Origin of the sequence: Lentzea sp. NPDC058436 (genome assembly GCF_042721515.1) — a bacterium.
Taxonomy (GTDB): domain Bacteria; phylum Actinomycetota; class Actinomycetes; order Mycobacteriales; family Pseudonocardiaceae; genus Lentzea.
Window position 1 is genome coordinate 348,723 of the sequence record NZ_JBHXLF010000001.1, and the last position, 13,614, is coordinate 362,336.

Annotated in this window: 8 protein-coding genes; 4 read left to right on the forward strand and 4 right to left on the reverse strand. The window is 70.9% G+C overall.

All coding sequences use genetic code 11. The features are described from left to right. Nucleotides 1-25 precede the first annotated feature (25 nt). Both ACFWN2_RS01505 and ACFWN2_RS01510 read left to right on the forward strand, forming a co-directional pair. A complete protein-coding gene (locus tag ACFWN2_RS01505; RefSeq protein ID WP_382424138.1) occupies nt 26-769 on the forward strand; it encodes an SDR family NAD(P)-dependent oxidoreductase in 744 nt (247 codons plus the stop codon). A 100-nt stretch (nt 770-869) separates the two neighbouring features. Then, a complete protein-coding gene (locus ACFWN2_RS01510) occupies nt 870-5,342 on the forward strand; it encodes a DUF1524 domain-containing protein (RefSeq protein WP_382424139.1) in 4,473 nt (1,490 codons plus the stop codon). 7 nt (nt 5,343-5,349) lie between these two features. Here the strand turns inward: ACFWN2_RS01510 and ACFWN2_RS01515 are convergent, their stop codons facing one another. Beyond that, the gene (locus ACFWN2_RS01515; RefSeq protein WP_382424140.1) at nt 5,350-7,074 is read right to left on the reverse strand and encodes a BTAD domain-containing putative transcriptional regulator; all 1,725 of its coding nucleotides are present in this window, start codon (nt 7,072-7,074) and stop codon (nt 5,350-5,352) included. Nucleotides 7,075-7,159: 85 nt separating this feature from the next. Here ACFWN2_RS01515 and ACFWN2_RS01520 point away from each other — a divergent pair, with 85 nt between their 5' ends. Both ACFWN2_RS01520 and ACFWN2_RS01525 read left to right on the forward strand, forming a co-directional pair. Further along, the gene (locus tag ACFWN2_RS01520) at nt 7,160-8,155 is read left to right on the forward strand and encodes an ArsR/SmtB family transcription factor (protein WP_382424141.1); all 996 of its coding nucleotides are present in this window, start codon (nt 7,160-7,162) and stop codon (nt 8,153-8,155) included. A 147-nt stretch (nt 8,156-8,302) separates the two neighbouring features. After that, the gene (locus tag ACFWN2_RS01525; RefSeq protein WP_382424142.1) at nt 8,303-8,788 is read left to right on the forward strand and encodes a hypothetical protein; all 486 of its coding nucleotides are present in this window, start codon (nt 8,303-8,305) and stop codon (nt 8,786-8,788) included. A 120-nt stretch (nt 8,789-8,908) separates the two neighbouring features. Here ACFWN2_RS01525 and ACFWN2_RS01530 read toward each other — a convergent pair whose 3' ends face one another. The 3 genes from ACFWN2_RS01530 to car all read right to left on the reverse strand — a co-directional run bounded on the left by ACFWN2_RS01530 (nt 8,909) and on the right by car (nt 13,565). Continuing rightward, on the reverse strand, nt 8,909-9,364 hold the full coding sequence (locus ACFWN2_RS01530) for a hypothetical protein (protein ID WP_382424143.1): 456 nt from the start codon (nt 9,362-9,364) through the stop codon (nt 8,909-8,911). A gap of 227 nt (nt 9,365-9,591) precedes the next feature. Then, a complete protein-coding gene (locus tag ACFWN2_RS01535; RefSeq protein WP_382424144.1) occupies nt 9,592-9,981 on the reverse strand; it encodes an HPF/RaiA family ribosome-associated protein in 390 nt (129 codons plus the stop codon). An 83-nt stretch (nt 9,982-10,064) separates the two neighbouring features. Beyond that, a complete protein-coding gene (gene car, locus ACFWN2_RS01540; RefSeq protein WP_382424145.1) occupies nt 10,065-13,565 on the reverse strand; it encodes a carboxylic acid reductase in 3,501 nt (1,166 codons plus the stop codon). Between the last annotated feature and the right edge of the window lie 49 nt (nt 13,566-13,614).

Consider the following 13,614-nt stretch of genomic DNA (forward strand, 5'->3'; position numbering starts at 1 on the left):
GAACAGGTTCGAAGGGACGAGTTTCATGCAGATCGTTGTCATCACCGGGGGAAGTCGTGGCCTGGGTGCCGCCGCGGCACGGGCGTGCGCACGCCGCGGCATGGGCGTCGTCCTGACGTACAAGGCGAATCCCGAGTCGGCGGCCCAGGTGGTCGCCGAGATAGCCGAACACGGCGGTGAAGCGCTCGCGTTGCCACTGGACGTCTCGGACGTCTCCTCGTTCGGTGAGTTCCGCGAAGCCGTGCGGGCAGCGGTGCGGGAGAAGTGGGACCGCGAGGGGATCGACGGGCTCGTCAACAACGCGGGCTACGGCGTCTACACCCCGATCGAGTCGGTGTCGGAGGCGGAGTTCGACGCGCTGCTCAGCGTGCACCTGAAGGGCCCGTTCTTCCTGACCCAGACGTTGCTCCCGCTGATCGCGGAACGCGGTGCCGTGGTGAACATGACGAGCGCGACCTCCCGCGTGGCGACACCGGGCGTGGCTCCGTACGCGAGCTTCAAGGGAGGACTCGACGTGCTGACCCGCTACATGGCGAAGGAGTTCGGCGACAGGGGAATCCGCGCGAACGCGATCGCGCCGGGCGCCATCCGCACGGAGCTGGGCGGCGGGCTCACCCCCGAGTTCGAGGCGGCGCTGGCCGGTGAGACGGCGCTGGCACGGGTCGGCGAACCGGACGAGGTCGGCTCGGTGGTCGCCACCCTGCTGTCGGAGGACGGGCGCTGGATCAACGCCCAGACCATCGAGGTCGCCGGCGGGTACCGCATCTGACCGCCGGCCGCGGCTTGAACATTCCTTGAACCGGACCTGAAGCGCGCTGTCCCAGCATTCCCCTCCGAAGGACCAGCGATCCTGAGGACGGGAGATCCGCGTGCTGAACAAGCGCACCACGGCGTTCGCGCTGTGCGTCGCGATGGTCGGCTCCCTGCTGAGCGCGCTCCAGGCGTCGGCCGCCGCACCACCGCAACCGCCATCCGCGAACGAGTCCGAACCAGATCAGTCCACTGTGGACCCGCGGCAGCGCGATGCCGTGCTGTCGCCGGGCTGGAGCACCTCCCGCGACCTCGCCTGGACCACGAGCGGTGACTCCACCGGCCTGCACCTGCTCGTCGCCGAGGCCGCCACCGGCTACACCTGGCGCACGGCGGCCACTCTGGGCGAGTCGTGGATCGACACCGACCAGTGGATCGGCAACGCCTGCGTGACCGGTTCCGGCCAACGCGCCGTGGTCGTCTACGCGCCCCGGCACTTCACGAACCGCGCCCACCTGTTCGACCGGGGCGCCTTCGCCGCCGTGGTGGACCTGACCAGCGGGCACGTCACCAAGCTCGGCACCACCGTCTCGCTGGCCTACTACAACCCCGGCTGCGGCACGGGGGAGACCGCGGTGCTCACCCAGTCCGGCGTCGTGGACTTCGGCGCCACCAAGCTGAACGTCGTCGACACGACCACCGGCGCGGTCGTGCGCTCTCAGGAGCTCAAAGGCGAGGTGACGTCCGCGATCCCCCTCGGGGACGAGATCGCCGCCGCGTGGGGTTCCCGCGTCGTGGCCGTCGACGCGGCCGGGAAGACCCGCGACCTGACATCCGCGGGTGGCGTGCCCTTCCGGTTGCGCGCCGACGCCGAGGGCGGCGTGGTGTTCATGGACCGCGACGGTGACGACGGCCGGGTGCGCCGGGTCGCGCGAGGCGAGGTCGCGGAACTCGCCCGCGGGGACTGGGCCGCGTTGCGCGTCACCGGCGGTGTCGGCGGCAGGGTGTTCGTCACCGGCAAGTCCGAGAAGATCGGCGCGCTGCCCGCCTCCGTGCGCAGGATCGACGTCGAGGCCGACGCCGAGGTGTCCACGCTGGGCGGGATCGCGTTCGGCCACCGCGTTCCCCGGCCCGGTGACCGCGCGAACCCCGAGGACGGCGTGCGGCTGGCCGCGCGCGTTCCCGCCACGGGCAAGGACGTCGAGTTCCGCGTCCACCCCGCCGCCCGGCAGAGCGCCGACGTGGCCGGGGGCCTGACCGACTCACCCGCCGTGATCGCGAACGGGCAGGCCGCCGCGGACCCGTCCACCGATCCCGTCGACCACGACCGGCGCTGCTCGATCCAGCGCAACGACGTGAACCTCCAGGTGTACCAACCACATTGGAGCCAGGTCGAGTGGGCGGCGGAACTGGCCGTGCAGAACAGGCTCACCACCACGCGGCCCGCCAACTGGAAGAACTCGGGCATGACCTCGTCGTGGTCGCCGCAGGTGATGTTCAAGCCCTACGACCTCACGGGCGGCGGCAGGGTTCCCGCGCAGATCATGCTCGGCGTGCTGGCCCAGGAGTCGAACCTCTGGCAGGCGTCGTCCCTGGTCGTCGAGGGCGTCACCGGCAACCCGCTGATCGGCAGCTACTACGGCGCGGAGGACGGCTGGACGATCAACTGGGCCACCGCCGACTGCGGGTACGGCGTCGCGCAGGTCACCGACGGCATGCGCAAGGCGGGCACGCCCGGCGCCGGGACCACCCTGCCCGCAGACCAGCAGCTGGCGGTCGCGGTCGACTACGCCACCAACATCGCCGCCGGTGTGCGCATCCTGCAGGACAAGTGGAACCAGACGAGGTCCATGGGCATCAACCTCAACGGCGGCGACCCCTCGAAGATCGAGAACTGGTTCGCCGCGCTGTGGGCCTACAACAGCGGCATCAACCCGCAGGCGAGCACCGGCAACACCACCGGGTGCACGCCGAGCCCCACGTGCACCGACGCCGCGGGCAACTGGGGACTGGGCTGGTCCAACAACCCCGCCAGGACGGACTACCCGCCGGACCGCGCGCCGTTCCTGGACCACGACAGCTACGAGGACGCCAAGAACCCGCAGTGGTGGCCCTACCCGGAGAAGGTCATCGGCTGGGCGGCGTTCCCCATCGTCAAGTACACCGGGGGTGACGGCTACGAGGCCGGCTACAAGCAGGCGTGGTGGACGACCGAGGAGCTGCGCACCGGTGCCAAGCCGCCGCTGAGCACGTTCTGCGTGCTCTCCGCGAGCACCGGCAACCGCTGCAACCCCAACAACCTCCAGACCAGCGCCGAACCCTGCACCACCTCGGACTTCCACTGCTGGTGGCACAGCGCCGCGCAGTGGAAGAACTGCTCCGGGACCAACACGCCGTGCGGCAACGCGGCCGACGTGATCGCCGCGCCGGGCACACCGGAACCACCCGACGCCGACGTTCCCGGCGCCTACACCGACGAGTCCCGCCCGCGCCGCTCGCCCAACTGCACCACGGCCGGATTACCCGCCAACGCGCTCATCGTCGACGACGCACCGACAGCGCCGTTGCTGCGTGCGGGTTGCCAACGGCCTTGGAGCAACTCGGGAAGCTTCGCGCTGAACTTCCCCGCGCACACCGACGGCCTCTACCACTCCAAAGTGGACTTCCACCAGCTCGGAGCCGGCTTCGGCGGGCACTTCTGGTTCACCAGGACGCGCACGTCCAGCTCGATCAGCCGCAACCAGTTCGTCAGCGGGACCTGGACGCTGGGCAGGACCCTGAACCAGTGGGCGCGGGTCATGGTGCACGTGCCCGACCACCAGGCGCACAGCCAGCAGGCCAAGTACACGATCAACCTCGGCAACGGCCAGGCGCGCACGAGGGTGATCCTGCAGAAGACCCGCTCCAACAAGTGGGTGTCGCTGGGCGCCTTCCAGTTCGGTGGCACGCCGTCGGTGTCGCTGAGCTCCATCACCCGTGACGGCGACGGGAGCCAGGCACTGGCCTTCGACGCCATCGCCTTCCAGCCGCTGAGCGGGAAGCCCGCCGAGCAGATGGTGGTGATGGGCGACTCCTACACCTCCGGCGAGGGCGCCTCCACCAACGCGCTCACCGACTACTACCAGGAGACCGACGACGCGGGCTACACCGGTCCCGCCTACCGCAACGCCTGCCACCGTTCGGTGCACTCCTGGTCGCGGCAGGTGACACTGCCGGGGCGGACGCTGTCGATCGGCCAGCAGGCCGACTCGTGGGACCAGACCATGGACTACCACTCCACGGCCTGTTCGGGCGCACGCACCGAGAACGTGCTTCCGTCCTCGACCGCCAACGCCTGGGGCCGTGCGGGCACCGGCAACTTCCGCGAACTGTCCCAGCTGGACCGCGGTTTCGTCGACGCCGACACCACCACGGTGGCGGTGGGCATCGGCGGCAACGACGCCCACTTCACCGACGTGCTGCGCAAGTGCGGCATCGAGTCACCGCACCCGTTGCACGACTGCAGCTTCATGCAGATGGCGGGCGAGGACTGGGTCGGCGGCGGGGCACCGATCGCGATCTCACTGGGAGACGCGGTGCGCCAGGTGATCAAGGAGCGCGTCAAACCGTCGGTGGACACCCTGCTGCGGGAGATCAGGGTCGCCGCCCCGAACGCGCGGATCGTCGTGATGGGCTACCCGAGGCTGTTCCCGCCGGGCGGGCCGCGCGACGTGGGCTGCACGGTGTTCCCGGGGTTCAGCAACTGGGACATGACCTTCATGAACAACATGGCCGACCTGCTCAACGACGCGCTGCACGAAGCCGTGACGACCATGGTGCACGCGGACCGGCGCATCCTGTTCTCCGACCCGCGCGACGAGTTCGAGCTGGAGAACGCCTGCACGCACAACCCCGACCACCAGACCATCCACCAGGTGGTGCTGGACAAGACGCTGGGCGAGGACCCGAACGCGACGGTGTCGGTGCAGTCGTTCCACCCGAAGATCTCCGGTGCCCGCAACTACGCCGACGCCTTCGAGCACACCCAGCTCGTGAACACCATCGGCGCAAAGATGCCCGTGCCACCGGGCAAGGAGGTCGCCCTGGCGGTGCTCGACGACCTGAGGACCTATCCGGCGGGAAGTCCGACCGGGTACGACCGCACGCTGTTCCCGCACTGGCGCAAGGCGGTGGACGCCTGCGACGGGCGGGAGGTGTCGCTGCGCCGCGACGCCACCACCGTGAACGCCGCGTGCCCCGTGGTCTCCGGAGAATGGACCAGCGCCTACGACGGACTGGTGCTGAAGGACCCGTCGAAGGTCGCCATCGACCACGTGGTGCCGCTCGCGAACGCGTGGCGGTCCGGGGCCGACACCTGGACGGAGGGACGCAGGACCGTGTTCGCCAACGACATCGAGCACTCGCAACTGCTGGCGGTCTCGGGCACCAGCAACACCTCCAAGCTGGACCGGCCACCGGACGCGTGGCTGCCCAGGACGAGCTACCTGTGCGAGTACGCACGGGCCTGGACCTACACCAAGAGCATCTACCACCTGAACGTGACCGACGCGGAGTACCAGACCCTCGCGGAGATCCTCGACACCCGGTGCTGACCCGCCTTCACAGGGCCGCGTGCAGGCGTACCAGGTCGTGGAAGGAGTAGCCGTCCGCACCGTCCACGACCAGGAGGTGCAGGTCCACCAACTGCTCCAGCAGCCGGTGCGCCTGCCGTGGCGGCAGGTCCAGCAGCGCGGCGGCCTCGGCTGTGCCGAACCGGGCGGGCGCACACCGGGCCAGCAGCGAGTGCGCACGCCGTGAGTGGACGTCCAGAGCAGCGAGAGAGGAGTCGAAAGCGTGCAGCAGCCGCAGTTCCGCCACCACGTGCGCGGGGTCGGACAGCAGGGAGGCCAGGTCCTCCACCGTCCACAGGGGACGGTTGCGCAGCCGGTTCGCGGCCGTGCGCAGTGCCAGCGGGAGGCCCCCGCACAGCGTGGTGACCTCTCCGACCTGGGCGGTCGCGGGCAGGGCCGCGGCGGTGCGGAACACCTCGCCGGACGCGGCGGGGGACAGCGGTTCCAGCGAGAGTGGCACGGCGCGCCCTCCCGCCGTCAACCGCCGTCTGCTGGTGATCACCACCGCGCAGCCGGCGCCGCCCGGCAGCAGCGGCACCACCTGCTCGTCGCCGGAAGCGTTGTCCAGCACCAGGAGCACCCGTCGCCCGGCCGTCAGGCTGCGCCACCTCGCGGCGGCGCTGTCGACGTCGCCGGGCACGTCGTGCACGCCGAACGAGCCCAGCAGGTGCCGCAGCGCGTCGAGCGGTGTCACCGGTGCCCTGCCGGAGGTGAAGCCGTGCAGGTCCAGGAACAGCAGTCCGCCGGGGAAGCGCGTGCCCAGGTGGTGCGCGGCGCGCACCGACAGCGCGGTCTTGCCCACCCCGGCCATGCCGTCGACCGCGCACACCGCCGGTTCGCCGCGCGCCGCGGACACGGTGCGCACCAACGCCTTCACCTCCTGGTCGCGGCCGGCCAGGCCGGCGAGGTCGGCGGGCAACTGGGCGGGCACCGCGACCTCGGCGTGCGGTCGTTGCTCGGTCTCGCCGCGCAGGATCGCCAGGTGCAGCCGCTCGACGTCGCCGGAGACGTCCAGCCCGTGGTCGCGGGCGAGCGACGTCCGTGCCCGCCGGTAGACCTCCAACGCCTCGGGGGTGCGCCCGGCCCGGTGCAGCGCCAGCATCAGGTGCTCCACCAGACGCGGCCGGTGCGGGTGGGCGCGGTGCAGGTCCAGCAGTTCGTCCACCGCGGCGGGCAGGCCCAGTCGCCTGCGTGCTTCCAGTCGGTCCTCCACGGCGCCCAGCCGCGCCTCCTCAAGACCACTGGAGAGCACGTCCCGCACACCGTTCGTCGTGATGCCGGCCAGCGCGGGTCCGCGCCACAGCGCCAGCGCCTCGTCCAGCGCGACCAGTCGCCGCGCGTCGTCACCGGCGGTGCGCGCCCGCCGCAGCAGGGCACGGAACCGGTGCGCGTCCACCCGCAGCGGATCGCAGTGCAGCGCGTAGCCGTCGCCCTCGCTGACCAGCCGCACCTCCTCGTCCGCGGCGTGCCTGCTCAACGCCGAGCGCAGACCGCTGACGATGCCGTGCACCATGCGCCTCGCCGACCGCGGCGGCCCGTCGCGCCACACCACGTCCACGATGCGGTCGGTGGCCACCGCGGAGTTCGCCTCCAGTGCCAGCAGCGCCAGCACGAACCGGTGCTTGCGCACCCCGACGTCCACCTCCGCTCCGCCGGATCTGGCTCCCACCGCTCCCAGCAGCACGATCTCCACCCACACCCCCAGTGCTCCCATGCCGAACGCGGCACAGCATGGACAGGGGGCGCGCACTCCGTGAAGGATGTTTGCACTGACGTGGAAACATCCTGCTGGGGGCCACATGCCGTTGTTGCGCATCCACTTCACGATGCGGGACATGGGCAGGACGCGCCTCGCCGACGAGGGCGACCCGCTGTGGGAGGTGATGCACAGCGGCTTCCGGCTGAACTACCACGACGAGGACCCGACGTTCGGCCAGTGGAAGCGCTCCCTGCTCGCGAGCGGGACGCCCGAGGTGCGCGCCGGCGCGGCGTTGCTGGCGGTGCTGGCACCACGCGGCCCGTACTTCCCGGACTTCCTCACACCGCCAGAGGCCTCCCGCGGTCTGGAGGAGGGCCTGGAAGCGATGCGGTCGACCCCACGAGGCCGACTGCGCGCGGAACTGTCCCGCCTGGCGGAGAACTCGCCGGTGCCACCCCGTTTCCAGGCGCTGGCCGAGGGCAAGCCCACCGTCCTGCGCGGCATGGCCGCCGTGCTGCGGGCGTTCCACTCCGCGGTGATCTCCCCGCACGACGGCGCCGTCCGGTCCGCGGTGGCCGCCGACCGCGCGCGCCGTTCCCGCGTGCTGGCCGAGCAGGGCGTGGAGGGCCTGCTGGCGACGCTGCCGTCGGCGCGCTGGACGTCGCCGGTGCTGGAGATCGAGTACGGGGTCGACCGGGACCTGCACCTGGACGGCCGCGGACTGCTCCTGGTGCCGTCGTTCTTCTGCAAGCGGCTGCCGCTCTCCCTGGCCGACCCGGCCATGCCACCCGCGCTGATCTACCCGATCGACAACGCGCTGCGCTGGGAAAGCCTGGCCGCGCACCGCCCCGGCGGCCTGGAAGCGCTGATGGGCCCGACCCGCGCGGCCGTGCTGCAGGCGGTGGGGGAGCGCGCGGGCGTGACCACCACCCAACTGGCCAAGCGACTCTCCGCGTCACCGGCCTCGGCCAGCCGCCACACCGCCGTGCTGCGCGCCGCGGGCCTGATCACGACCCACCGCGACGGCCCCGCGATGCTGCACACGTTGACACCACTGGGAATCGCGCTGCTGGAGACCCCCAAGCCGACGCGGTAGCCGCGCGCCCCTTCACCCAGAACCCCCGTGCCGGGTCCGTCTGACCCAGACCACGGACGCCGCCTCCCGAGACCGGGAGAGCGGCAGCTCGACCATGCCGGAAATCGTTGAACGGCAACAAGATCCCATCGTCCAAAGGAGATAGTCGTGCGCAGTGCGGCGAGTGTGAAGACGGCGATCACGAGACTGCTGCTCGTGTTCGTCATGGCCGTGGCCGGGATCATCATCGGCGGCCAGGGTGCGGCCCAGGCAGCGTGCAACGGCGCGGGCTGCACGGGCCTGGACCCGCAGGCGCAGGGATGCACGGCGACCGACCTGGGCGGCACCTACTACCTGGAGCCGGGCAGCCAGCGCTACAGCATGGTGGTGCGCACCAGCAGCGTCTGCAACGCACGCTGGGCGAGAATGATCATCGACGTCAACCCGTGCTGCTTCGCGCGTGAGCTCGCGGTCGAGACCCAGCGCCTCGTCGGCAGCACCTGGGTGGCGCTGGACTTCCGGACCGTGTCCATCGGGTCCGGCGTGGTGGGGAACTTCTGGACGACCATGGTCGCCAACCGGTCGGACGACAGGGTCCGGGCCTGTACCCAGATCGGTACCACCGGGTGGACCTGCGGGGGCTGGGCCAGCTGATCCGGGCTGTGATCGGAGCGGCGGCGTGCTTCCGGGCGACCTCGGTCCGCTTGGAGGCGCGCCACGCGCTTCAGTCGCCCCAGCACGAGCCCGCAGGCCGTCGGCTGCTTCAACACAGGTTCAGCGCGGCGGCACGACGCCGTCGGTCCGTTCGAGGTCGGAGATCCACAGAGCGAGTGCCGCCTGTGCGTCCCGCAGGGTGCGCGCCGGCTCGCCGAGGCCGCGCAACGCCAACCGCCGCTGTTCGAGCCGGGAGCTCCGGAACTTCGGAAAGGCGAGCTTGAGGCACGTGTCGATCATGTCGGCGTGGTAGTGCAGCAGCTCGGTCACCCGGAACTCCAGTGACGCGCGGTCGGCGTCGCCGATGAGGTCCAGGGCCCACCCGCGCAGCCGGCAGTAGTCGGACGCGACCCGGCCGCCCTGGCGGGCCACCTGCGCCGGGACCTCGCCGGGCTGCGCGCAGGCTTCGATGATCTGCTCGGCGGCGGTTTGGAGTGTGACCGCACGGGTGGCCACCTCCAGCAGCGATCGCAGCGCGACCAGACGCGTGGCGGCGGGATCCTTCGCACCTGTCACGGCCGCGCCTCGCCGCGGGCGCCGTCCCGGAATCCGCATGTGATCCACCAGCCTCGATGCGCCGGCCCGGAAGCATCCAGTATGAACCGCCACGAGGTGCGCCACCAGGCACCGGATGGGTCTCCGGCCGGTCGGGCGTTGCCGCTCGCGAATCCGGTTCCGCGCATCGCCCAGGCCTCTGGCCAGGCAACCCTGGCCAGAGGCCCGCAGCGCCATGGCCGCGTCGATCAGCTCCGAGGCTCGTCCTCGATCACGCCGACCTGCTCGGGGTCCTCCGGAGCGGGCATGTGCCGGATGCTGTCACTGCCCTTGTGGTCGTGGGCGCGGTCGTACCGGGATTCCAGCACCCGGCCCAGCTTGTGCGCCGCCCCGGCGTAGGCGTCGTCCACCGTGGTCGCGTGGTGGGTGACGGCGACCGGCTGCTTGCCTCCCGGCCGTGCCTCGATGACGCACTTCTTGTCGTCCGGCTTGCCGCCCCCGTCCTCGCTGAGGTGCACTTCCACGCGGGTCAACCAGCCGCTGAACCGGGACAGGCTGCTTTCCAGGTCCGTGGTCACATAGGTGGCCAGTCGTTCGCCACCGTGGACGTTGTGGTCGGTGTTGACCTGGATCTGCATGAGCACCCTCCGGAACGGGACAGAAATGGTCCTGGTCGATACCACGGGAGCGGCGGGTTCAAACTCTTCGCCGTTCAGCGCCTCTACAGGAGCCGCAGCTGCCGCAGGTCGCTGACGTACTTGAGGACCAGTTCCCGGGTGATGCGCGGGATGTCGCCGGACTCGCCGATCTTCTCCTCCCTCACGGCCTCCCGGAACCGTCGGGTGAGCGACGCGTCGGCGCCCTTGGGCTCTGCCGGTGTGCGGTAGGCGTGCAGAAGGGGCAGCAGCGAGTGCTGGCGTGGCGCGTCCGGCAGGTCGCGCACCGCGAACTCGAAGCGGCGGCGCCACTCGTCGTAGTCGTAGACCCGCGTGAGGGGATGGCCGGCTTCCACCAGCCAGTCGACGAAGGTGTCCAGGGAGATGCCGTCGTCGTGCGGGTTGAACACGTGGTACGTGCGGTAGCCCTCGGTGTCGCGGGTGCCCAGGACGCTCACGGCCTCGGCGATGAAGTCGACCGGCAGACCGTCGTAGTGCGCGCTGAACGCCGTGCCGCGGTAGAAGCTGGCCGGGGCGAGACCGGTGGCCAGCAGGCTGAACACCAGCCTGGTGAACATGTCGGGCACGTTCAGCTGACCGGTGAAACGGCTGTGGGTGAGGATCATGTCCGACCGGAACACCGTCACCGGCAGCCCGCACTGCTCGTGCGCTTCCCGCAGCAGCACCTCGCCTGCCCACTTGCTCAGCGAGTAGCCGTTGGCGTAGTCGTCGTTGAGGTGGCGCACCGCGCCCATCGAGCGGACGTCGGCGGTCTCCGTGAACTCCCCTGGAGGAACCTGGTTGCCCACGCCCACTGTCGACACGTTGGTGAACGGCTTGATCCGGTCTGTGAGCGCGAACCGGATCAGCTCGGCTGTGCCGACCACGTTGGGGCCGAAGAGGTGCTCGTAGGGCAGCACGTGGTTGACGAGGGCACCGGGGTGCACGACGGCGTCGACCTCGCCGGCGAGCCGGTGCCAGGTCTGCGCGTCGAGCCCGAGGGACGGTTCCGCCAGGTCGCCCGCGAGCACCTCCAGGTGCCCTTCGGCCAGCTCGCGGTAGAGCGCGAGCAGCGTGGCGTCGCCTGAGTCGAACGTGGCGTCGAGTCGTTCGCGGGCGGCCTTGTCGTCGACACCGCGCACGACGCACACGAGCTTCCCGCCGGTGCGGGAGAGACGTTCGAGCCAGTCGAGGCAGAGGAACCGGCCCAGGTAGCCCGTCGCTCCGGTGAGCAGCACGACCCGTGGAGGTCCGCTCGGGCGCGGCAGGGCGGAGGTCGCTGCGATCACCGACCGGTCGAGGAAACGGTCGAGGGTCAGGTCGGCGGCCCGGATCTCGGTCGCTTCCGCGCCGTGGACCGAGGCGAAGGTGGGCCTGGCGCTGCCGGACGCGCGGTGTGCCGTCACGTACGCGGCGATGTCCCGCAAGGTGCCCGACGGACCGAGCAGAAGGCTCACCGGGACGTCGATCCGGTAGATCTCGCTGAGCAACGAGGCGAACGAGACCGCGGACAGCGAGTCGCCTCCGAGTTCGGCGAAGCGCGCCTCGCCGTCCAGTTCCGCGCCGCTGTGGCCGAGCATGGCCCGCGCCGCTCTCGTCACCGTCTCGCCGACCGGTTGATCCGGTCCGCCTCGCCGCAACGCGCGCAACTCGTCCGTCTCGCCGCGAGCCAGGTCCGCGTAGAGGGCCTCCAGTCTCGCGCCGTAGCGCTCGCGCAGCCGCGGTGGCAGCAGTTTGCGCACGTCGGACAGCAGGCCGTTCTCCGCGCTGAACGGCTCGGTCTCGACGAGGAAGTCGCGGGGGATCTCGTACGGTTCGAGCCCGGCCCTCACCGCGGTCCGCCGCAGCGCCTCGGCGAGGTCCTGCCGCAACGCCTCCGCGTCCGCTGCCTCCCGCACCGCGGCGTCGGCGGGCACGATCACCGCCAGCAGGTACGCCCTGGCACTGCTGCCGTACACGTAGATCTGCCGGATCAGCGGATCGGCCGTGTACTCCGCTTCGAGCTTGGACAGGGTGACGAACTCGCCCTGCGACAGCTTCTGCACGTTGTTGCGGCGGTCGACGTAGACCAGCTGGTCCGGGCCGGTCAGCGCCATGATGTCGCCGGTGCGGTAGAAGCCCTCCGCGTCGAAGACAGCCGAGGTCACCTCCGGCCGCTTGAAGTAGCCGGGGAACATCGACTCGGCCTTGAGCAGCAGCTCGCCGCGCGGGTGGGGCTGGTCCGTGTGGAAGTAGCCGAGCTCGGGCACGTCGACCAGGCGGAAGTCGACCACCGGAGGACGGAGCAGCTTGCCGTCGCGCAGGACCGTCCCGAACTCCGTGGCGCCGTAGCCCACGGTCAGCGGGCCGCTGAGGCACTCCTCGGCAAACCGCTTCATCTCCGCGGAGATCGCCGCGCTGCCGACCAGCGCTTCGACGATCCGGCCGCCGAGAACTCGGTCGCGCAGCTCCTCCTTGACCGCGGCGTCCAGCTCGCGTTCGTCGGAGAACGCACCGGCGCGCAGTTCCAGCAGACCCTGGTACTCGTGGAAGAGCATGTCGAAGACGCGCGGCACGGCCATCAGCTGCGTCGGCCTGGCCAGGGCGATGTCCTCGAAGAGCGTGGAGAGGTCGCTGCGGGCGGAGAAGTGGACAGTTCCCCCGTTGCCCAAGGTGCCGCTGATGATCGTGCGGCCGAACGCGTGGCTCATCGGCATGTAGCTGACCGTGAGCACAGGGAAGTCGGCGGCGGGTCGTTTGCCGCCGGTCCACAGCTTGCGGACCGACTGCTGGGTGTAGATCGCTCCCTTGGGACTGCCCGTGCTGCCCGAGGTGTAGATCAACGAGGCCAGGGGGTCCTCACCGGGCTCAGGCACGTGCACCGGCAGGACCGGCCGCTCCCGGCCCTGGCCGAGCACCTGCGCGAAGGTGGTCACCTCAACACCCGTCCCGGCCAACGCCTCCTCGAACTCGGCGCACGCGTCGCGTTCGTCGTCGACGTCGGGATTCAGGTCGAAGACCAGAGCGAACCGCGCCCCCTCGGCCTCGCGCAGCAGCGCGGCCGCCCTGGGGAGGTGTTCGACGCTCGTGGCGAGGACCACGGGACGGGTCTCGGCCATGATCTCGTGCAACTGCGCGACCGCCGCGGTCGGCTGCAGCGGCACCGTCACCGCGCCGAGCCTGATCGCCGCCAGGTCCACCGTCATGTACTCGCCGCTGGTGAACCCGATCGTCGCCACGAAGTCGCCGGCGCCGATGCCGCGAGCCGCCCACTCCGCCGCGAGCGCGCCCGCGTCGGCCCACAGCTCGCGGTAGCTGCGGGTGCCGAAGCCGGGCAGCAGTCGCCGGGTGCGGCGGCCGGTCGCCGGATCGGCCACCGTCTCCAACTCCCGCACGGCGATCGCGGGACGGTCGGCGTAGGCGGTCATCAGCCGCTCCACCGTCGTTCCCAGCGCGAGGCCCGGTTCCTGGATCCGCGCCGTGACCGCCGGATCGGGAATGAGGGCGCGCAGTGGCGGTTCGTTCGCGAGCACCGCGTTCACGAGCTTCGCCTTCGCTGATTGCGCGCCCGCGGGATCCACGCTCACTGCTGTCACCACGTCCGTTCGATAGTGAGGCCGTGTACCGATCTGGTGG